The 19,365-nt window shown below is 39.5% G+C and carries 23 protein-coding genes; 14 read left to right on the top strand and 9 right to left on the bottom strand.

Annotated features, from left to right (window positions below):
• Positions 1–137: 137 nt before the first annotated feature.
• Positions 138–809 carry a peptidoglycan-binding protein LysM gene (locus tag ACNI3T_RS14940; RefSeq protein ID WP_322300792.1) on the top strand — a complete coding sequence of 224 codons (672 nt, stop codon included), beginning with the start codon at positions 138–140 and terminating at the stop codon, positions 807–809.
• 2 nt (positions 810–811) lie between these two features.
• Here the strand turns inward: ACNI3T_RS14940 and ACNI3T_RS14935 are convergent, their stop codons facing one another.
• The 3 genes from ACNI3T_RS14935 to dnaA are packed head-to-tail and all read right to left on the bottom strand — an operon-like array spanning position 812 to position 3,444.
• A complete protein-coding gene (locus tag ACNI3T_RS14935; protein ID WP_418228506.1) occupies positions 812–1,540 on the bottom strand; it encodes an SAM-dependent methyltransferase in 729 nt (242 codons plus the stop codon).
• A complete protein-coding gene (locus tag ACNI3T_RS14930; protein ID WP_418228505.1) occupies positions 1,537–2,004 on the bottom strand; it encodes a low molecular weight protein-tyrosine-phosphatase in 468 nt (155 codons plus the stop codon). The genes ACNI3T_RS14935 and ACNI3T_RS14930 overlap by 4 nt, the downstream gene beginning before the upstream one ends.
• Positions 2,005–2,016: 12 nt before the next feature.
• Positions 2,017–3,444, bottom strand: a complete 1,428-nt coding sequence (dnaA, locus tag ACNI3T_RS14925) for a chromosomal replication initiator protein DnaA (protein ID WP_322300789.1) — start codon at positions 3,442–3,444, stop codon at positions 2,017–2,019.
• A gap of 205 nt (positions 3,445–3,649) precedes the next feature.
• Here dnaA and ACNI3T_RS14920 point away from each other — a divergent pair, with 205 nt between their 5' ends.
• Positions 3,650–4,048, top strand: coding sequence for an acyl-CoA thioesterase (locus tag ACNI3T_RS14920; RefSeq protein ID WP_322300788.1), 399 nt, complete (start codon positions 3,650–3,652; stop codon positions 4,046–4,048).
• On the opposite strand, the gene ACNI3T_RS14915 is transcribed toward ACNI3T_RS14920, so the two are convergent.
• The 4 genes from ACNI3T_RS14915 to ribD are packed head-to-tail and all read right to left on the bottom strand — an operon-like array spanning position 4,042 to position 7,175.
• A complete protein-coding gene (locus ACNI3T_RS14915; protein WP_418228504.1) occupies positions 4,042–4,659 on the bottom strand; it encodes an IMPACT family protein in 618 nt (205 codons plus the stop codon). The two genes, ACNI3T_RS14920 and ACNI3T_RS14915, sit on opposite strands and share 7 nt — an antisense overlap.
• Entirely contained in the window at positions 4,656–5,528 is an 873-nt protein-coding gene (locus tag ACNI3T_RS14910) for an EamA family transporter (RefSeq protein ID WP_418228503.1), read from the bottom strand. Before ACNI3T_RS14910 ends, ACNI3T_RS14915 begins: the two co-directional genes overlap by 4 nt.
• Entirely contained in the window at positions 5,525–6,133 is a 609-nt protein-coding gene (locus ACNI3T_RS14905) for an HAD family hydrolase (protein WP_418228502.1), read from the bottom strand. The genes ACNI3T_RS14910 and ACNI3T_RS14905 overlap by 4 nt, the downstream gene beginning before the upstream one ends.
• Positions 6,126–7,175 carry a bifunctional diaminohydroxyphosphoribosylaminopyrimidine deaminase/5-amino-6-(5-phosphoribosylamino)uracil reductase RibD gene (ribD, locus tag ACNI3T_RS14900; protein ID WP_418228501.1) on the bottom strand — a complete coding sequence of 350 codons (1,050 nt, stop codon included), beginning with the start codon at positions 7,173–7,175 and terminating at the stop codon, positions 6,126–6,128. Before ribD ends, ACNI3T_RS14905 begins: the two co-directional genes overlap by 8 nt.
• 28 nt (positions 7,176–7,203) lie before the next feature.
• Between ribD and ACNI3T_RS14895 the strand changes: the two genes are divergently transcribed.
• The 6 genes from ACNI3T_RS14895 to ACNI3T_RS14870 are packed head-to-tail and all read left to right on the top strand — an operon-like array spanning position 7,204 to position 12,510.
• Entirely contained in the window at positions 7,204–7,689 is a 486-nt protein-coding gene (locus tag ACNI3T_RS14895; RefSeq protein WP_322300783.1) for a GNAT family N-acetyltransferase, read from the top strand.
• Between the two features lie 13 nt (positions 7,690–7,702).
• Positions 7,703–8,566 carry a peptide chain release factor N(5)-glutamine methyltransferase gene (gene prmC / locus ACNI3T_RS14890; protein ID WP_418228500.1) on the top strand — a complete coding sequence of 288 codons (864 nt, stop codon included), beginning with the start codon at positions 7,703–7,705 and terminating at the stop codon, positions 8,564–8,566.
• Positions 8,550–9,152, top strand: a complete 603-nt coding sequence (locus tag ACNI3T_RS14885) for an LOG family protein (protein ID WP_418228499.1) — start codon at positions 8,550–8,552, stop codon at positions 9,150–9,152. The genes prmC and ACNI3T_RS14885 overlap by 17 nt, the downstream gene beginning before the upstream one ends.
• Before the next feature lies 1 nt (position 9,153).
• Positions 9,154–9,822, top strand: coding sequence for a VOC family protein (locus tag ACNI3T_RS14880; RefSeq protein ID WP_418228498.1), 669 nt, complete (start codon positions 9,154–9,156; stop codon positions 9,820–9,822).
• Between the two features lie 12 nt (positions 9,823–9,834).
• Entirely contained in the window at positions 9,835–11,832 is a 1,998-nt protein-coding gene (gene ligA, locus ACNI3T_RS14875; RefSeq protein ID WP_418228497.1) for an NAD-dependent DNA ligase LigA, read from the top strand.
• Between the two features lie 6 nt (positions 11,833–11,838).
• Positions 11,839–12,510 (top strand): M15 family metallopeptidase, encoded by a 672-nt coding sequence (locus ACNI3T_RS14870; RefSeq protein WP_418228496.1) that lies wholly within the window; start codon positions 11,839–11,841, stop codon positions 12,508–12,510.
• Here the strand turns inward: ACNI3T_RS14870 and ACNI3T_RS14865 are convergent, their stop codons facing one another.
• Both ACNI3T_RS14865 and ACNI3T_RS14860 read right to left on the bottom strand, forming a co-directional pair.
• Positions 12,511–13,416, bottom strand: coding sequence for a metallophosphoesterase (locus ACNI3T_RS14865; protein ID WP_418228495.1), 906 nt, complete (start codon positions 13,414–13,416; stop codon positions 12,511–12,513). It lies immediately after the preceding gene.
• A gap of 1 nt (position 13,417) precedes the next feature.
• Positions 13,418–14,173 (bottom strand): 5'-nucleotidase C-terminal domain-containing protein, encoded by a 756-nt coding sequence (locus ACNI3T_RS14860; RefSeq protein ID WP_418228494.1) that lies wholly within the window; start codon positions 14,171–14,173, stop codon positions 13,418–13,420.
• 363 nt (positions 14,174–14,536) lie between these two features.
• On the opposite strand from ACNI3T_RS14860, the gene ACNI3T_RS14855 reads away from it, so the two are divergent.
• The 6 genes from ACNI3T_RS14855 (at position 14,537) to porD (ending at position 19,310) form a co-directional block, all read left to right on the top strand.
• Complete coding sequence (locus ACNI3T_RS14855; RefSeq protein ID WP_418228493.1) at positions 14,537–15,043, top strand: DUF6913 domain-containing protein; 507 nt, start codon at positions 14,537–14,539, stop codon at positions 15,041–15,043.
• Complete coding sequence (dapA, locus tag ACNI3T_RS14850; protein ID WP_418228492.1) at positions 15,043–15,918, top strand: 4-hydroxy-tetrahydrodipicolinate synthase; 876 nt, start codon at positions 15,043–15,045, stop codon at positions 15,916–15,918. Before ACNI3T_RS14855 ends, dapA begins: the two co-directional genes overlap by 1 nt.
• 138 nt (positions 15,919–16,056) lie before the next feature.
• Positions 16,057–16,866 (top strand): outer membrane protein assembly factor BamD, encoded by an 810-nt coding sequence (locus ACNI3T_RS14845; protein WP_418228491.1) that lies wholly within the window; start codon positions 16,057–16,059, stop codon positions 16,864–16,866.
• Between the two features lie 10 nt (positions 16,867–16,876).
• A complete protein-coding gene (locus tag ACNI3T_RS14840; protein ID WP_141879238.1) occupies positions 16,877–17,203 on the top strand; it encodes a DNA-directed RNA polymerase subunit omega in 327 nt (108 codons plus the stop codon).
• A 15-nt stretch (positions 17,204–17,218) separates the two neighbouring features.
• A complete protein-coding gene (gene coaBC / locus ACNI3T_RS14835; RefSeq protein ID WP_418228490.1) occupies positions 17,219–18,427 on the top strand; it encodes a bifunctional phosphopantothenoylcysteine decarboxylase/phosphopantothenate--cysteine ligase CoaBC in 1,209 nt (402 codons plus the stop codon).
• A complete protein-coding gene (gene porD, locus ACNI3T_RS14830; RefSeq protein WP_418228489.1) occupies positions 18,420–19,310 on the top strand; it encodes a type IX secretion system protein PorD in 891 nt (296 codons plus the stop codon). Before coaBC ends, porD begins: the two co-directional genes overlap by 8 nt.
• The last annotated feature ends 55 nt before the right edge of the window (positions 19,311–19,365 follow it).

Here is a 19,365-nt window from a genome sequence, read left to right as displayed (position 1 = left end):
ATTCCATTAATACTTTAAATAAGCTTTAACATACTGTTAGTCAGTTTATTAAAAAATGTCGTACATTTGCGCCGCGAATATGAGGAGGGTGAATTTCAAATAATTGAACCACCATTAACTTCTCAAAAACACATGTAATGAGAAAGAAAATTGCAAAATTTTCAATCTTGCCTCTTGCAGCAGGCTCTATTTTTTTTAGTTTTTCAACGAAAAAAGCTGCAAATCTCGATTTGGAAGATTACTCAACTTATGATCTGGAACTTGATTATACTGTTCCTGATGTGCGAGATGAGATCGAACCCGAATTTCAACTTTCAACGACTTCTCCGTTTCTTGGGAAATCCTATGTTGGTTTTAAGGAAGCCCTGGCTTTTAAAGAATCTCGTGGTGATTACAAATCCATAAACGAATTTGGTTACCTTGGAAAATACCAGTTTGGTAAAGGAACTTTAGAATTGGTAGGTGTTTACGACACTATGGGATTTTTGAATTCACCAGCTTTGCAGGAAGCTGCCTTTTATGCTAATGCATCCAGAAATAAGTGGATCTTGCAGCGTGATATCAAACGATTTGTAGGTAAAAATATAAATGGAGTTATTGTGACAGAATCCGGGATTCTTGCAGCAGCTCATTTAGCAGGACCTGGAAGTGTTAAGAAGTATTTGCGTAGCTGGGGTGCACAGGCTTTTAGTGATGCATTTGGTACTACAATAAAGACTTATATGAAGCGTTTTGGTGGTTACGATACATCATTTGTAACTACTACCAAAAATGCCAGAGTAGATTTTGGAAATTTAAACGAAGCTTAAAATTACAGATCCTTTTGGATGATAAATATAGCCGGTCTCTTATGGAGGTCGGCTTTTATATTTTTCCAGTCTGCTGCTGTTGCCGTTTTAATGAATTCAGTACTTAGGGTAAGATCGCAGGCAACGCATATCCTGGTAGCTGGATGTAGCGTTTGAACTAGGTCTTCCAGAAATTTATTATTCCTGTACGGCGTTTCTATAAAGATCTGAGCTTGATTTTTATCTGCTGAAATCCTTTCCAGGTTTTTGAGTTCGTTCTTCCTTTCTTTTTTATCGATAGGAAGATATCCATGAAAAGTAAAGCTTTGACCATTCATTCCGCTAGCCATCATAGCAAGTAGAATAGAACTGGGGCCTACCATTGGAACCACCTGTATGTTGGTGTCATGAGCCAGTCTTACAATTTCGGCACCTGGATCTGCTACTCCGGGACAACCCGCTTCACTCATTAATCCCATGTCTCTTCCGGCTTTAGCAGCATCAAGAAATGTTGTAATTTCTGAAGCTTCTGTAAATTTATTCAATGCTGAAAGATTAAGGGAAGGTTGTGATTTTTCAGGAATAATTTCTTTGATAAATCTTCTAGCGGTCTTTTCATTTTCGACAATAAAATCATCGATATTCGAAATGATTTCAGCGTTGATACCCGGGAAAATTTTATCTGCGTCTGAAGCGCCTAGACCAACGGGTATTAGGTAGAGTTTACCTGAATTTGAAGCATCAGAACTCATAATTCTCCGGATTCAAGTTTTCTTTTTAGTTCATCTGTTGCTTCATCCAACATCATATAAACGTTTTCAAAACCCTGATCACCTCCATGATATGGATCTGGTACATCTACATTTTCTGATGGGAATATTTCTTCGAGAATCAAATGTACTTTCTGGCGTTCCTCGTCAGTTTCTGCCATGGCGATCACATCCTTAAAATTAGAATTATCCATTACGAAAATATGATCGAAGTCCTGGAAATCTTTTTTGCTGAATTGTCTTCCTCTTTGCTGGGAAATATCGAGACCATTTTTGCTAGCAATGGCGATCGATCTTCTGTCTGGTTCAGAATCAACATGCCAGTCACCGGTTCCTGCAGAATCCACAAAAACAGTTTCTGGGTCAACTTTAGATTTAAGAATACCCTCGGCCAGCGGCGATCTGCAGATATTCCCGAGACACACCATCAATACCCTGGTTTTCATAAATATATAATTTTATAAAGTGAGCTTTTTGTTGAGGTCTTCAACAAATTTCTTGAATTGCTTATCTGTAGAGGCAAGATTATCTACGGTCTTACACGCATGTAGAACGGTAGCATGATCCCTGCTTCCAATTTGAGAACCAATACTTGCCAATGAAGCTTTTGTGAACTTCTTCGCAAAGAACATTGCAAGTTGCCTGGCTTGTACAATATGACGTTTTCTCGTTTTGGATTGTAAAGTATCTACATCCATTTGAAAGTAATCACTTACAACCTTCTGAATGTAGTCTATGGAAACTTCACGCTTCGTATTTTTCACGTAGTTATCTACGATCTTTTTCGCAAGTTCCAGAGTGATGTCTTTCTTATTAAAAGAGGAGTGAGCAATTAATGAAATAATAGCACCTTCCAGTTCCCTGATATTAGTTTTGATATTATTAGCCAAAAATTCCACGATATCTTCAGGCATTTCTACGCCATCACGATAAAGTTTATTTTTAATAATGGAAACGCGAGTTTCAAAATCTGGATTTTGAAGTTCAGCAGATAGTCCCCATTTAAATCTAGATAACAGGCGTTGTTCGATATCCTGCATGTCAACCGGAGCCTTGTCACTGGTTAAAATAACCTGTTTCCCGTTTTGATGTAAATGGTTGAAAATATGGAAGAACACGTCCTGTGTTCCTGCTTTCCCAGATAATAGCTGGATATCATCGACCACCAGAACATCTATGATCTGGTAGAAATGAATGAAATCATTACGATTATTCTTCTTGACAGATTCAATGTATTGCTGGGTAAATTTTTCCGCAGAAATATAAAGAACTGTTTTCTCTGGGTATTTATCTTTGATCTCAACACCAATAGCGTGCGCCAAATGCGTTTTCCCCAGTCCTACACCACCAAATATCAATAATGGGTTAAAGGAAGTCCCTCCGGGCTTATTCGCAACAGCGAGTCCAGCGGAGCGGGCAAGTCGGTTTGACTCACCTTCAAGGAAATTATCAAAATTATAATTTGGATTTAGCTGAGACTCGATCTTTACATTCCGAATTCCAGGAATAATGAAAGGATTCTTAAGTTCTGGACTCTTGTTCTTTACAGGGACATCTACTTCCTGAGAAGCCATCTGCGACCTTTGTGTGCTAGGGATCTTCTCTGTAAAAGGTAATTTGTTACCGTACGTATTCTCCATTTTGATCACATAGACCAATTTCGCCTTATCTCCTAGTTCACGTGTAAGAGAAACCTTTAATAACTTCACATAATGTTCTTCCAGCCATTCGTAGAAAAATTTAGAAGGCACCTGGATACTCAGGGCACAATCCGTTAGTTTCACTGCTTGGATAGGTTCAAACCATGTTTTGTAAGCTTGAGGTGTAATGTTATCCTGAATAAAAGACAGACAGTTATTCCAAACCGATTGCGCAGTTTTTGACATTATTAGTTAGACGTTATTTTAGGTTAGTAGAAAGTTCTAAAGTGGCTTTTGAAGCATATAAATCTTCAACTTGAGCAAAGCAAATATGTGAACAAATTATCTAATAAAAAAACCAAATTCGGGTTGAATTTTAAGAAAAATTATTGCATACTTGATTCTGAGCCTGAATATAAAAAACCTTTCCGTGAAAGGCGACAAAAATCACATGAAATCACACGAAACCTTTGTTAAAGTACGATATGCCGAAACCGATCAAATGGGAGTCGTACATCATAGTATTTATCCGCAATACCTTGAAATTGCTAGACTTAACTGGCTAGATACACTTGGCATCTCCTACAAAAGTATGGAAGAGGAAGGGATAATGTTGCCGGTATTCGAATTAAATTTAAAATATCACAAACCGGTTACTTTTGATGAAAATATCAGGATTGAGACCCGCCTTCGCGAAGAGCCAAATGTTAAAATTATATTCGACTATTCTCTTTACAATGAACAGGGAAATCTGGTAACTACCGGCTACACTGTGCTCGTATTTATGGATGCAAAAACCAGGAAGCCGGTTAGGTGTCCAAAATATATGTTAGAGGCGCTTGGTTATTGATCTTCCAATCTTGAAATCTCAACTTTATAGGTTTTGTCGAACTTATTATAAATGCTTTCGACGTCACTTTTTCTAACTGCTATAAAAATTTTGCAGTCCAATTCTAGTTTTTGGTCGATGACGTTCAAATTGTTTTTTTTGATCACTTGCATGACTTTGTTCATTTCAGGGTAATCGAATTTTATTACGAAAACCTCATCAATGGTTCGCTTTAGAATATTTGAAGATTCCAGAGCCATTTGCGCTGCAGTTTTATAGGCATTAATGAGTCCGCCAACACCTAGCTTGACTCCCCCGAAGTATCGAACTACGACAATCAGGATATTGGTGACGTCAAAACTTTGTATCTGTCCATAGATAGGCATTCCTGCCGAGTTTGAAGGCTCTCCATCATCATTCGCACGATAGTGATGGTCTTCTTCGGCCTTACCTGTTTGCCAGGCGTAACACCAGTGTCTTGCCTTGTGGTGGGAAGCACGTAATTCTTCCAGATGTTTAGCCGCTTCTTCTTCAGTTTTAATTGGAAATGCGTATCCGTAGAACTTGGAATTACGATCCTTAAATAAAACTTCCGGGGACGCCTCAGTAATAGTTTGATACGTGTCTTTCATATGGCTGAATTCGCTACTAGAATTATACTAATCATAGCTAGAATAAGGCCTATCCAGTTTTTCCGAATAAGTTTTTCTTTAAAAAGCACGATTCCTACGATCGTTGAAAGTGCGACTATACTCACGTGATTGATAGTAAATATGGTTGAGCTCTCGTATCCTTCACTTCTTAAAGCCAGAACAAGGAAGTAAATAGAGAAGTAATTTGGCACCCCTAAAGCTATGCCGCCTAGTAAATTTTTAAACTGAAGCTTTAATTCGCCCCGAACCGCCTGGAAGACCATCACCAGCACCCCAAGGATTCCAGCTGTTGCGAAGATTGTCGAACTAAAAAGACCTACATCGGTCTTCGAAACATAACTGGTTTCAAGAAATTTTAAACTGGTATCAATAATTCCGCTTCCCAGAAATACCAGCAGTGGAAAAATAAGATTTTGCCATCTTATACTTATTCCATCTTTGGTTTTTATAGAAGTTAGATAGACCGCCACTAGTGCAAGTAATATTCCAGCAATCTTCAGAACTCCGGTGCTTTCATTATAGAGGAATATTCCGCAGAAAACAGGAATAGCAACCGACATTTTTGTGGCTACTGCTACTACAGATAGTCCGCTTTTCTGGGTGGTGATCGCTGCGAGGTTAAAAACGGTTATAAATAGCACTCCTAGCATTAAGGCCCCGGGAAACCATTTTTCAGAAGGAACAGCAGTAAAATCTGAGCCTTCAATAAATCCAAAAAAACCTACAGTACAGGCAATAAAATAATTGATTACGATCGCCTGCAAAGTATTTACTTCGTACTTTTTGTAAAGTCTGAATACAATAAAAATGATCGTGGATGAAAGAACGCTTAGAAGCAGATAGATCAAAATAACTCTTTTTTAGTGGTGAATAGATCGATTACATCCTCGCGGGTTGGTTCAAGGTTCCATACGTGCATTCCCAATGCGGCCGCAGCCTGAGTATTCTCAGCAGTATCATCTATAAAAAGGCATTCCTCTGCAATGAGCTTATGTTGCTCGAGTACAAACTCGAATATCTCGGGATTGGGCTTGCGCATTCCTATTTCGTGTGACAGATAAAATGCATCAAAACAGCTTTTAAACTCCTCGTAAAATGGAATCCTTGACTTTATATTTTCAATATGATTGTCATTCGTGTTGCTCAGTAAAATGAGTTGGAACTTCTTTTTTTCTGCTACTTTCTGAAGAAACTGAAGTCGGTATTTCGGGAAGTCCAGTAAAATTGAATTCCAGGAATCTAGAAAATCTGAATGTTGTAATTGCGGAAATTCAGTTCTATAGATATTTGATATTTCATCTGAAGTAACAAATCCCTGCTCATAATCACGATTCCGGCTATGGATATGTTCTGGCAATTCATCTATCTGTATCTTTCTAAGGTTTTGCTGAGTCGCAGCTTTATCGAGATTGATAAACACATCCCCGAAATCAAATATTAGGGTCTTAATCATTGTCGCTATTTCTGAAGATTTCTAAAACATCTGTTTCGATTTGATGAGTAGAAGCTGGTTTTCCATCTAGTTTCGGAGCTTTAACACCATCACCAAAATAGTTATCACTTGTAAAAACTCGCGCTTCATCCCAAAGATTGGACGTAATAAATTGTTTTAGGATATTTGCTCCACCTTCTACGATAAGCGATTGGATTTCCTGTTCATAACAGATCCTGCAAATTTCCTTCGCGATATTCTCTGAAAATTCGATTTTCTGGTAAACAAGGTTTTCGTGCTTCTTCTCGGTTATTTTTTCGTTTAGAACGATTGTTTTTATTGACAGATCGAAAAGTGCCAGATCTTTGGGCAGTTTTAATTCCCGGTCAATAACCAGTCGAACAGGCGGAGTGCCGGACCAGTTTCTAACATCTAAACGAGGATTATCTGCCTTCGCCGTACCTGTGCCTACCAGGATTCCGCTTTCTTCACTACGCCACTTATGAACCAGTTGTTTGCTATACCTGTTCGAAATCCAGACTGGTCGGTTGGTTTCTTTAGTTTCTGGAGCAAGAAACAGGTCTCGGGTTTGGGCCCATTTTAGAATAATGTAAGGTCTTTGTTTTTTATGAAAAGTAAAAAATCGCTGATTGAGCGCATTGCATTTCTCTTCAAGAATCCCAACCTGAACCTCTTTTCCTGCCTCCAATAATTTTTTAATTCCGCGGCCGGCAACTTTTGCAAAGGGATCCATTGTGCCAATGACGACTTTCGGAATTCCCCTCTCAATTATGAGATCACTACAGGGTGGTGTTTTTCCAAAATGACTACACGGTTCCAGACTCACATAAATAGTGGAATCTTTTAATAGCTCCTGATCCTGAACCGAATTAATGGCATTTACCTCGGCATGAGCTTCGCCCGCTTTCTGGTGCCAACCTTCACCAATGACCCGGTTATTATGAACGATCACGCTGCCTACCAGCGGATTGGGATAGGTGCTTCCCAGGCCGTTTTCGGCCAGTTGTATACAGCGTTTAATGTATTTTTCGTGTATATTCACAGCACAAAAATAGAATTAATTAGGCAGAATGAATACATGGAAAATTCGGGAAATCAAAGCCGAAGATAATCAGCAGGTTAAGCATTTAATCCAAAGTGTGTTAGTAGAAATGGGAGTTCCTAAAGTTGGAACCGCGTATGAGGATAAAGCATTAGAGGATATGACCGCGGAATATGATGGAGACAGGAAAGCATATTTTATAGTCGAAGAGAACAATAAAGTTATAGGTGGAGCTGGCATTGCTGCTTTAAGAGGAACTGAAGAACCCATTTGTGAACTTCAGAAAATGTATTTCCTGCCTGAAGCGCGAGGTAGAGGAATTGGGACGAAAATGATCAATACCTGTATGGATTTTGGCAGGCAGCATTCTTTTGAGAAATGTTATATAGAAACACTTCCCTACATGGAAAACGCGCGTAAACTTTACCACAAAAGCGGATTTGAAACTGTGGAGAAGCCTGTAGGTGATACCGGTCATTATAATTGTACAGTTTATATGCTTAGAGATCTATAAGGCTGGAAAATTGATGCAATTATCAGATTTTAAAAAACTATTTTTCGAGGAGCTTTCAGAACTTTACCCTGAAACTGAAGTGCAATCGTTCTACTTTTTAATGACGCAGCATTACCTGGGGAAAACAAGGCTGGACCTGGCGCTCGAACCTAAATATGAGCTTTTAGAAGAGCAAAAGGAACAATTTCAGAAGGCATTGTTGAGGCTAAAGAAATATGAGCCTATTCAGCATATTCTTGGAGAGACAGAATTCTACGGACTCCGGTTCAAAGTTAGCAAAGATGTACTTATACCCAGACCGGAAACTGAAGAGCTGGTATCATGGATTCTTGAGGACCTTTCTTCTGAAGAGAAATGCATCAGGATCCTGGATATTGGATCGGGTAGTGGTTGTATCCCTGTAAGCTTGGCGAAAAATTTAAATACTGCGGAAGTACATTCCTGGGACGTTTCAGAAGAAGCTTTAAAAATTGCTGTTCTCAATGCTAAGATCAATAATGTACGCGTACATTTTCAGCTGAAGGATATTCTACAAACTGAAGATCTGGAACAGGAATATGATCTCATCGTTTCCAATCCGCCTTATGTGCGTAATTTGGAGAAGAAGGAGATGCATTCCAATGTGCTTGATCACGAACCTGCACTTGCGTTGTATGTGGAGGATGAAGATGCACTCTTATTTTACAGGAAAATTAGCGAATTGGCGGCCAAAAATCTTAAAATTGGAGGTAGTTTATATTTTGAGATCAACCAGTATCTGGGTAAAGAAACTTTAAGTCTGGTGCAAGAATTCGGTTTTGAAGCAGAGTTAAAAAAGGATATTTTTGGGAATGACCGAATGCTAAAAGCAATTAGAACTAATGGAGGAGAATTATAATATTATTGAAAATGTAGCGGTCTTTTGTGCGAGTAGCGATGGAGTAGATCCTGAAATATTTAAAATGGCCCGCATAGTAGGCGAAGTGCTCGCCAAAAGAGATATTCGGCTTATTTATGGTGGTAGTAAATTGGGGTTAATGGGTCAGGTTGCCGCAGGAGTTATGGAAAATGGCGGATTTGTAACAGGGGTTATTCCGGAGTTTCTAAAGACCAAAGAGGTAGTTCATACAGAACTTGACAGGTTAATTACTACTAAAGATATGCACGAGCGTAAATTGACCATGAACGAACTTAGCGACGCTTTTATCACGTTGCCCGGTGGTTATGGAACACTGGAAGAGTTATTCGAGATCGTTACCTGGTCTCAGCTTGGTTTGCATCGTAAACCTATTGGCTTGCTGAATATTAACGGCTTCTACGACGACCTTCTTAGTATGCTGAAAAATATGACAGCCAAGGGCCTACTCAAAGAGGAGAACCTGGAGATCTTGCTGGTAGCTGATTCTATTGAAGAATTACTGAAGCTGATGCATAATTATAAAGCAAGACCGGTTCCAAAATGGATGAATAAAAACCAAACCTGATATGAAGATCCATAATCTTTGCCTGTACACTTCAAATGTTGCACGCCAATACTCATTTTACAAAGATGATCTTGGAATGGAGATTCTCAATTATGAAGAAGATAGTTTTGAAGTACAATGCGGATTTTCAATTCTAAGATTCGAATTCAGGGAAAATAGTGTGCCAACGCATTTCGCATTTCACATACCAGACGAGCAGGAACAGGAGGCGCTTAACTGGTTGAAAACAGTAGTTCCGGTTCTAAAGTATAATGATGAGCAGATCATCGATTTCAGTAACTGGAATGCGAAGTCGGTTTATTTTTATGATAAAGATCGAAACATCGTGGAGTTTATTTCCCGTAGAAATTTCAGCAAACCTGAGCTCGGCGTTTTTACTGCTGAAAGTATCGTAGGAATTGCAGAAATAGGCCTGGCAACAACTAATATTAAAGAAGTATTTGAACAATTGAACGTAAAGAGTGATTTGCATAAATATGATGGAGATTACGAGCATTTTTGCGCAATTGGAGAAGATTCAGGCTTATTTATTGTCGTAAACAAGCATAACAAGGAATGGTTTCCCACAAATGATAGTGTAGATCCTTCAGATTTTCAACTGGATTTCGAGCATAAAAACAAGAACTTTCAGCTGAAGTTGGAGAATGATATAGTAAGTATTTCCGAATAAGAAAAAGAAAATATGGACGCGGAAAAAAGGATAAAGGCTTTAAGAGAAGAATTACAACAGCATAATTACAATTACTATGTGTTGGACAAGCCTCAAATAAGTGACTATGATTTTGATATGAAGCTGAAGGAATTGCAGCAGCTGGAAGATCAAAACCCAGATTTGTTCGATGAAAATTCACCTACTCAGCGGGTGGGTGGTGCGATCACTAAAAACTTTGAAACCATCGTGCATGATCAACGTATGTATTCGCTTTCAAATTCCTATTCTAAAGAAGAGCTGGAAGATTGGGAGAAACGGATTCGTAAAAGCGTGGATGGCGATATTTCTTATGTATGCGAGTTAAAATATGACGGTGCCTCTATAAGTCTTACTTATGAAAATGGTAAATTATCCCGTGCGGTAACACGTGGTGATGGATTTCAGGGTGATGAGGTTACCAGTAATGTTCGAACGATTCGCTCCGTTCCATTAAAACTGAAGGGCGATTTCCCGAAACGATTTGATATTCGAGGAGAGATCGTTTTGCCTTATGAAGGTTTTGCAAAAATGAATGCAGAGAGAGTGGAAGCCGGGGAAGAACCCTACGCAAATCCTAGAAATACAGCTTCCGGAAGTTTAAAGCTTCAGGATAGTGCCGAGGTGGCTCGTCGCCCGCTCGAATGTTTGCTTTACAGTATCGTTGGAAATAACCTGAAAATCAAAACACAATACGAAGGTCTTGAAATGGCCAGGAAATGGGGTTTTAAAGCTCCTGCAGAATCGGAATTGAAATCTTCTATTGAGGAAGTATTCGATTATATAAATTACTGGGATAAGCATCGCCACGATTTGCCATATGAAACAGATGGTGTTGTGATTAAAGTAAATGATCTCCATCAACAGGATGAGCTTGGCCATACTGCTAAATCCCCGCGATGGGCAATTGCTTACAAATTCAAGGCAGAACAGGAGTCTACCACGCTGGATAGAATAACTTACCAGGTTGGAAGAACCGGCGCGATCACACCTGTGGCAAACCTGCAGCCTGTGCAACTCGCCGGGACGGTAGTACGTCGTGCTTCCTTGCATAACGCAGATCAAATTGAAAAGCTGGACATCAGGGAAGGAGATACCGTTTATGTTGAAAAAGGCGGAGAAATTATTCCGAAGATCGTAGGTGTTGATTTTACTCAGCGCGATCCGGATTCCAGTCCTACAGAATATGCTTCTCGCTGCCCGGAGTGTGATACAGAACTTATCAGGAATGAAGGAGAAGCACAACATTATTGTCCAAATACCAATGGATGTCCTCCGCAAATCATAGGTAGAATTCAGCATTATATATCACGAAAGGCGATGGATATTGAGGGTCTTGGAGGAGAAACCGTTGCTTTGCTGGTCACCGCAGGCCTTATTAATAATTACGCAGATCTTTATACGCTCACTAAAGAGGACGTTCTTCCCCTGGAAAGAATGGCGGAAAAGTCGGCAGAGAATCTTATTACCGGTATAGAAAGATCCAGAGAAATCCCATTTGAAAGAGTCTTATTTGGATTAGGAATTAGATATGTAGGTGAAACGGTAGCTAAGAAACTGGCTAAACACTTCAAATCGGTCGAAGCATTGATGGCGGCCAGCAAAGAAGAGCTGGAGAATATTGATGAAATTGGAGAGCGTATTGCCTGGAGCGTTGGTGATTTCTTCAGTAATGCTGAAAACAGGAAGAATGTGGAGCGTCTGCGGGAATATGGGATACAAATGGAAATTTCCGCAGAGAAACTGGCGAATCAAACCAGTATTTTGGAAGGGAACACATTCGTCATTTCCGGAGTTTTTAACAAGGTTTCCAGAAATGATCTAAAAAAGCTCATTGGAGATAATGGCGGAAAAGTTTCCAGTTCGATCTCTTCTAAAACTAACTATTTGGTGGCCGGTGAAAATATGGGGCCGAGTAAGCTTGCCAAGGCAGAAAAGCTGGGTACTCAGATGTTGAGTGAAGATGAATTCCTGGCTATGCTGGATAAATAGATTGCTGTGAAGAAGTTATTCTTTTTTCTAATTTTTCTGCAAACTGGTTTCTTTTCCAGGGCACAGACTATCCCCGAAGATTTTGTGTACCTGAAAGACGTGCTGCCATTTGCGATCGAGGAAGTACGTTATGCAGGTGAGCATAATTTTACAGGCAGACCGGTTCCCGGATATGAGTCGGCGCGGATCATTCTGACTAAAAAAGCTGCGGAAGCCTTAAAAAAAGTACAGCAAGAACTTATTCAGAAGGATTTGATGGTAAAGGTCTTCGATGCTTACCGACCTCAGACTGCTGTTAATGAATTCGTAGCCTGGGCTCGAAAACCCGAAGATACCCTGGCGAAAAACGAATTTTATCCCGATGTTCAAAAAAGCAGGTTGTTTGAACTCGGTTATATCGCTTCAAAATCTGGACATTCCAGGGGTAGTACTGTAGATCTTACTTTGGTGAACGTAAACACCTGTAAAGAATTGGATATGGGTGGAGCCTATGATTTTTTCGGAGAAATATCTCATCATCGTTCAACTTCGGTCACTTCAGAACAAAAGGAAAACAGGGAGCTTTTAAGAACAGTTATGCTTAAAAATGGCTTCCGAAGTTACTCTGAAGAATGGTGGCATTATACCTTGAATGCCGAACCCTTTCCTTATCAATATTTCGACTTCCCGATAAAATAATTATATGGCAAGCTTTACACCGTCTGCGGAAGATTTTTTTCCATTTTGAAAGAAGAAATCAACTCTGCCCAGATAGACGCCATAGCAACCAACCTGGTTTACCAGTACCGGATTTCCTGCCTTATTAGTTTCTACAGTTGGTTTATCAAGAAACGTATGCGTATGTCCTCCAATGATCAGGTCAATACCTTCTGTAGCTTTTGCCAGTTTAATATCTCCGATCTTTTGAGATGAATATTTATAGCCAAGATGTGACAAACATATAACCAGGTCACAATTTTCTTCATTTTTAAGGATCCGGCTCATATCGGTCGCAATCTCAATTGGATCTAAATATTCAGTTTCCTTGTACAGTTTGTTGCTCACCAATCCCTCTAATTCGATCCCGATTCCAAAAACGCCGATCTTTATACCATCTTTCACGAACGTGCGGAACTTATCAGTTTTTCCATCCATGACGGTATTGCTGAAGTCGTAATTTGATATTACAAAGGGAAACTCTGCATGTGGTAGCTGGGCATATAGTCCATCGATACCATTATCAAAATCATGGTTTCCAAGAGTTGCAGCATCATACTTTAGCATACTCATTAATTTGAATTCCAGTTCGCCACCATAAAAATTGAAATAGGGCGTGCCCTGGAAAATATCTCCGGCATCCAGTAACAGGGTATTGGGATTTTCTCTACGTATTTTCTCCACCAGGGTAGCTCTTCTGGCTACGCCTCCAAGATTTGCATTTCTACCGGCATCTGGACCAAATGCCTCGATATGGCTATGTACATCGTTGGTGTGCAGGATCGTGATTTGTTGTCTTTCAGGTTTAAATGACAATGCTGAAAGTCCGCCCAGACTCACTAAAGCTGTAGCGGCTGCCGTACTCTGAATAAAATCTCTTCTCTTCATGTTACTGTCTTATATATCTGTCATCGATCACAGTTCTAATCGTATCGGTTTTACTAAAGTAGTCTATCATCACATTTCGAATCTTGTAATCACTGGAATGAATACTTACAGGATTGGCGAAAAATTTCATGTTATCACCACCACCCACAAGGTAATCTGAAGTCGCAACAAAGTAGGTGCTATCCTTCGAGATCTGCTGTTCATTGATCGTCGCATTTTTGATCATATAACTGCCATCAGCAACGATCTTGATTCCGCTTACAGGATGTGCAGTTTTGGCTTTGCTGAGGTAATCCATCATTTCCAGCATCTTTTCACCTTTCAGCTCAGCAATGACTACTTCATTTTCGAACGGCATTATCTGGTAAGCAGTCCTGGTGCTAACATTACCCACAAGGATTTCTGCACGTATCCCACCATGATTTAGTAAGACCATATCGATACTGTTTCCGGTGTTTTTTCTGAACAACGGATTCACCTGTTCCATCAGTGCATCTGCCATCAGGTTGCCAATGGCAGTATTCAGGTCTCCGTCGCTTTTGGAGAGAAATGAAGGATTGTAGCTAAGCGGCGAATCAAGAGTTTCGTTAAGGTGTTGCTTGTATGGAGCGATAAATTCAGCAATCTCTGAATCTTCTTCAATACTATTGTCGACAGCGATTCTTTTTCCATCTATCTGCTCTAAATGTTTAAACTCAGTTTTACAGGAGCTGAGCATAAGAACTGAAGCAAATATAATCGTGGTAAGGTGTTTCATTTAATTTTGAATTACTTTTCAAATATAATAAGAATAGCCGGTCAGTCCTGTATTCAGCTTATTGATAAGTTGAAACTTTATAAAGTTCTGGCTTCTGGCAATCCTATTCGGTTTCCAACATCCTGGTTACAAAATTGATTTTTAAAGTTAAGTCTTCTTTTAAAGTATGCGAACCTATCAATTACGATTCTCTGCTTTCTTTTTGTCTGGGAATTAAAATAGCTTATGTAGCTGACTTGGCTTGGTCTAAAATTTTACAAATTATAGAAAGCTGTTTAATCTGTAGAATCTTCTCTTCGGAAGCCACCTCAAGGCATAGTTTGCTTATAGAAATTATTTACATTTGCCCTCCGAAATCATTTAATGATCACAAATAAAATTAAATCGGTTCAGCTAAAAAAAGCTATTGAGAAACTGAAGCAGAAGAGACAATTCGGCGCTAATATTTCAAACCGGGTATTACTGGTTGTTTCTGAAGATAATTTTGAAAATTATGGGAGTCTTCAGAATCTCTGGAAAAGTTTAGGTCTGCACGAAAATGCTTATGATGTTGTGATCTGCGGAAATGTTCGTGATATTGATGATAAAGATCTGTTGCAGATTAGTTTAAAAGACTTAAGTCTTGATGGCGAGTTCAAAAACAAGGATCTCTCAGCGCTGCTGGAAAATGAATTTGGATCAGCAATCGTTATAAGCGGAGAAGAAACTTTGCTTTCAAATTATGTGGCTTTAAGATCTGGGGCAGCATTTTTGATGGGTAAATCTCCGGATCCATTTTCGATCCTGGATTTAGAAATTTTTGAAAATGATCCTTCTCTTCTGGAAGCAGAATTGATCAGATATTATAAAATATTAAAACATAAAAAGTAATGGAAGCTTTTATTGGTACCGGAGTAGCGCTGGTTACTCCATTTAATGATGATCTTAGTGTAGACACGAATGCCCTTTCAGCATTAGTGAAAGATCAGATAGAAAATGGGATCGAATACCTGGTGGTTCTAGGGACCACTGCAGAAAGTGCAACCCTTAGTAAAAAAGAGAAGGAGCTTGTAAAAACTGTGGTCAAAGAGGCAAACCAGGGGAAACTACCTTTAGTGCTTGGAATGGGAGGTAATGATACGGCTGGGCTGGTTGAAGAACTTATATCAGAAGATCTGGAAGGTTTTGATGCCATACTTTCAGTTTCTCCATTTTACAACAAACCAACACAGGAAGGGATTTACCGTCACTTTAAGGCAGTAGCTGAAGCTTCATCACTACCGGTGATTCTATATAATGTACCGGGTAGAACTGCGAGTAACATCCTGCCGGAAACCATCAACAGGATCGCCAGAGATTTTAAAAATGTGATCGGGGTAAAAGAAGCAGCCGGAGATATAGTGCAGGCTATGAAATTAATCTCGCTTGTTCCCGAAGATTTTCTGGTGATTTCAGGAGATGATATGATTACTTTGCCAATGACACTGGCAGGCGGGAAAGGTGTGATTTCGGTTATTGGTCAGGGCTTGCCTAAAGAATTTTCAGAAATGGTACGTCTGGGATTAAAAGGGGAAGTTAGAGAAGCTTATAAGTTACATTATCGCATTGCACCTTCTATAGACATGATCTTTGCTGAAGGGAATCCAGCTGGAATTAAAGCTATGCTACACAAAAGATCTCTAATTAAGAATAATCTGCGACTACCTTTAGTCGAAGCGACCGATGGTCTTTATGCTAGAATTTCAGCCTTCGTTGAAAGTTTCTAGTTCTTATTGCAGTAAAAATAAAATTTAAAAGACTTTCCTGATACAATAAATGCCCGTAAACAGGGTTATTTGAGTAGATTAGGAAAGTTTTTTTTATACTAACAAAAAATGTATTTTTGCCAGATGTTTTTACGTATCATGAAAAAAGGAATTCTAGCTCTAGGCCTGTTGATGGTCACTATATCCTGTAGTGAATATCAGTCATTGCTTAAAAATGAGGAAACTGTGCCTAAATATACGGCTGCAGAGGAATTATATACCGAAGGTAAAGAAGAAGATGATAATGGAAAGCTACGTAAGGCTTTACGATTATTGGAACAGATCGAGCCTGAGTATCGAGGAAAACCTCAGGGGGAACGCCTTGTTTATATTCTTGGAGATACGTATTACCAGTTAGGTGATTATTATAATGCGCCTTTCAATTTTGAACGTTTTGTTCAGTTGTATCCAAATAGCCAGAAGGTAGAAGAAGCCGAATATAAAACGGCGGTTAGCTATTACAATCGTTCTCCGCGCTTTAATCTGGATCAAACCGATACCAGAAAAGCGATCGAAGAACTTCAGGTTTATCTAAATAAGTATCCGGAAGGCGAATTTGTAGATTCAGCAAATGATTATGCGACAGAGTTGCGAGTGAAGCTGGAGAAGAAGGCTTACGAGATAGCAAAGCAGTATCACAAGACCAGATATTATAAGGCGGCAATCGCTTCTTTCAATAACTTCATTGCAGAATATCCGGGATCGCCGTTTAGAGAAGCTGCTTATTACTATCGATACGATTCAGCATACCAGCTAGCGATCAATAGCTTTGAAGTTTTAATGCAAGAAAGACTTGAAAATGCCAGGGAATTTTATAATTCCTATAATAAATATTATCCAGAAGGAGAGTTTACTCAGGACTCTGAGGCTTCCATGATGGAAATTGATAAAAGGTTAGAGAATTTTTAATAAAGGAATGATGGATTTTAAAAAAATTGATGCCCCGGTTAACACAACTACTATCAACAAGAATGAAGTAGATGCACCTACCGGAAACATTTACGAGGCGATATCTATCGTAGCGAAGAGAGCTGGACAGATTAATGGTGAAATCAAAAAAGAGCTTTTAGAGAAGCTTGATGAATTCGCTACTTATAACGATTCTCTTGACGAGATTTTTGAAAACAAAGAGCAGATCGAGGTTTCAAAATTCTACGAAAAACTTCCAAAACCGCAATCACTTGCGATCCAGGAGTGGCTTGATGATAAGATCTACTGGAGAAACACTATGGAAACCGAAGAATAGAATCGGTTAACTGATATGTCTGTACTTCAAGGCAAAAAAGTTTTACTCGGCATTACCGGAGGTATTGCTGCCTACAAAACTGCTTCACTGGTACGACTATTTGTGAAGTCTGGTGCAGAGGTGAGGGTTGTAATGACCCAGGCTGCAAAAGAATTTATCACTCCTCTTACACTTTCAACTCTTTCAAGGAATGAAGTTTATTCTTCATTTACTAGTGAAGAGGATGAGAATGAACAATGGAACAATCACGTGGAACTCGGCCTTTGGGCCGATTTCATGCTTTTAGCCCCAGCCACAGCGAGCACTCTATCTAAAATGGCTTCGGGAAATAGCGATAACATTTTGCTTGCTACTTATCTTTCAGCTAAATGTGAAGTTTTCTTTGCTCCGGCAATGGATCTTGACATGTATAAACACCCATCTACAACCAAAAGTTTCGAAACGCTCCAAGGATATGGCAATATCATGATTCCTTCGGGAACCGGTGAGTTAGCGAGCGGACTTTCAGGAAAAGGTAGAATGGCAGAGCCTGAAGAGATCATTAGCTTTATCGAAGATCACCTTTCTAAAGATCTTCCACTTCGGAACAAAAAAATTGTAATTACCGCCGGGCCAACTTATGAAGCCATAGACCCGGTACGATTTATTGGAAATCACTCCAGTGGTAAGATGGGCTTCGCAATTGCATTAAAGGCGGCAGAAGCTGGTGCTGAAGTTGTATTAATTACAGGTCCTACCCATCTTGATATCTCGCATGTAAATATTGAACTCAAAAGAGTGGTAAGTACCCGGGATATGTACGAAGCTGCTCATGCGGAGTTTGAGAACACCGATGTTTTTATTGCTGCGGCAGCTGTAGCCGATTACAGGCCTAAGACGGTTGCAGATCAAAAGATCAAAAAAAACGATCCATCCTTAAACCTGGAATTAACCAAAACTGAAGATATTCTTGCTTCTCTGGGAGCTATTAAGAAAGATCAGAAGTTGGTAGGTTTCGCTTTGGAAACCAATAATGAGGAAGAGAATGCAAGAAAAAAGCTGGAAAAGAAAAATCTAGATTTTATTGTCTTAAATTCCCTTCAGGATACCGGTGCAGGTTTCAAAGGAGATACTAATAAGATCAGGATCATTTATCCAGATAGAATCTTGGAATTTGACCTTAAAAGTAAAACCGAAGTTGCCCAGGATATCATTACAGAAGTAATTAAAATGTTTCATGCGTAGAATTGCCTTTCTAGTACTGTTCACTATGTTTTCCTATTCAGGAATTGCACAGCAATTAAGTTGCGAGGTAGTGGTTAATGCAGAACAAACAGGGCAGGCAAATCTTTCTGTTTTTAAAACGCTGGAAAGATCGCTGAATGAGTTTATCAACCAGACCACCTGGACAGACAGGCGTTTGCAGGATCATGAACGTATTAACTGTAGTATGTTCATTACCATTAACAGTTTTGAAGGCGAGAGCTTTAATGGAACAATCCAGGTCCAATCTTCAAGACCGGTTTATGGAACCAGTATGATCACTCCGGTTTTTAATTTTAACGACGAACAATTTAGTTTTAGTTACCGGGAGTATCAACCTTTAAATTATAGTCAGAATACTTATACCAATAATCTAGTTTCTGTTATTTCCTTTTACGTATATACTATTCTTGGACTTGATGCAGATACCTTTGCTCCGGAAGGCGGCACGGCTTTCTTTGAGGAAGCCAACAGAATCGTTACAACCGCCCAGCAGGGAAACTCGCAGGGTTGGAGAGGTTCAGACGGTCAACGTTCGCGTTTCCGGCTGAATGCAGATCTACTGGCGAACACTTATGCTGAATATCGTGAAGCACTTTACGACTATCACAGGTTGGGTCTCGATGTCATGCATACTGATGTAGTGGCTGGGAAAACTGCAATTGCCGAATCTTTGAATAAGCTGGAAGTGATGAACAATCGCAGAAATAACTCCCTACTGCTTCGAGCTTTCTTTGACTCCAAGGCAGATGAAATTGCGTCTGTCTATACCGGAGGGCCTGCTTATCCTGCTAAGAATGAACTTATCCAGACACTGAATAATATCGCAGCCAGGTATGCCCGTAGCTGGCGAAATATTCAGTAGGAATTTTGGTTGACTACGAGTATTTTCTCTCGTATATTTAGCACAAATTTTAACT

It is taken from the genome of Christiangramia qingdaonensis (genome assembly GCF_048381525.1).
Lineage (GTDB): Bacteria > Bacteroidota > Bacteroidia > Flavobacteriales > Flavobacteriaceae > Christiangramia.
Note: the sequence above shows the minus strand (reverse complement) of the source record. Positions and strands in the feature narration are given on the sequence as shown.

Coding starts and splice junctions, on each gene's coding strand:
- dnaA (WP_322300789.1), bottom strand. CDS start 3,444: ATGTCAAAAACTGCGCAATCGGTTTGGAATAACTGTCTGTCTTTTATT.
- ACNI3T_RS14915 (WP_418228504.1), bottom strand. CDS start 4,659: ATGAAAGACACGTATCAAACTATTACTGAGGCGTCCCCGGAAGTTTTA.
- ACNI3T_RS14930 (WP_418228505.1), bottom strand. CDS start 2,004: ATGAAAACCAGGGTATTGATGGTGTGTCTCGGGAATATCTGCAGATCG.
- dapA (WP_418228492.1), top strand. CDS start 15,043: ATGGAAGCTTTTATTGGTACCGGAGTAGCGCTGGTTACTCCATTTAAT.
- ACNI3T_RS14860 (WP_418228494.1), bottom strand. CDS start 14,173: ATGAAACACCTTACCACGATTATATTTGCTTCAGTTCTTATGCTCAGC.
- ACNI3T_RS14905 (WP_418228502.1), bottom strand. CDS start 6,133: ATGATTAAGACCCTAATATTTGATTTCGGGGATGTGTTTATCAATCTC.
- ACNI3T_RS14940 (WP_322300792.1), top strand. CDS start 138: ATGAGAAAGAAAATTGCAAAATTTTCAATCTTGCCTCTTGCAGCAGGC.
- ACNI3T_RS14935 (WP_418228506.1), bottom strand. CDS start 1,540: ATGAGTTCTGATGCTTCAAATTCAGGTAAACTCTACCTAATACCCGTT.
- ACNI3T_RS14880 (WP_418228498.1), top strand. CDS start 9,154: ATGAAGATCCATAATCTTTGCCTGTACACTTCAAATGTTGCACGCCAA.
- prmC (WP_418228500.1), top strand. CDS start 7,703: ATGCAATTATCAGATTTTAAAAAACTATTTTTCGAGGAGCTTTCAGAA.
- ACNI3T_RS14895 (WP_322300783.1), top strand. CDS start 7,204: ATGAATACATGGAAAATTCGGGAAATCAAAGCCGAAGATAATCAGCAG.
- ligA (WP_418228497.1), top strand. CDS start 9,835: ATGGACGCGGAAAAAAGGATAAAGGCTTTAAGAGAAGAATTACAACAG.
- ACNI3T_RS14840 (WP_141879238.1), top strand. CDS start 16,877: ATGGATTTTAAAAAAATTGATGCCCCGGTTAACACAACTACTATCAAC.
- ACNI3T_RS14865 (WP_418228495.1), bottom strand. CDS start 13,416: ATGAAGAGAAGAGATTTTATTCAGAGTACGGCAGCCGCTACAGCTTTA.
- ACNI3T_RS14920 (WP_322300788.1), top strand. CDS start 3,650: ATGAAATCACACGAAACCTTTGTTAAAGTACGATATGCCGAAACCGAT.
- ACNI3T_RS14885 (WP_418228499.1), top strand. CDS start 8,550: ATGGAGGAGAATTATAATATTATTGAAAATGTAGCGGTCTTTTGTGCG.
- ACNI3T_RS14855 (WP_418228493.1), top strand. CDS start 14,537: ATGATCACAAATAAAATTAAATCGGTTCAGCTAAAAAAAGCTATTGAG.
- porD (WP_418228489.1), top strand. CDS start 18,420: ATGCGTAGAATTGCCTTTCTAGTACTGTTCACTATGTTTTCCTATTCA.
- coaBC (WP_418228490.1), top strand. CDS start 17,219: ATGTCTGTACTTCAAGGCAAAAAAGTTTTACTCGGCATTACCGGAGGT.
- ACNI3T_RS14845 (WP_418228491.1), top strand. CDS start 16,057: ATGAAAAAAGGAATTCTAGCTCTAGGCCTGTTGATGGTCACTATATCC.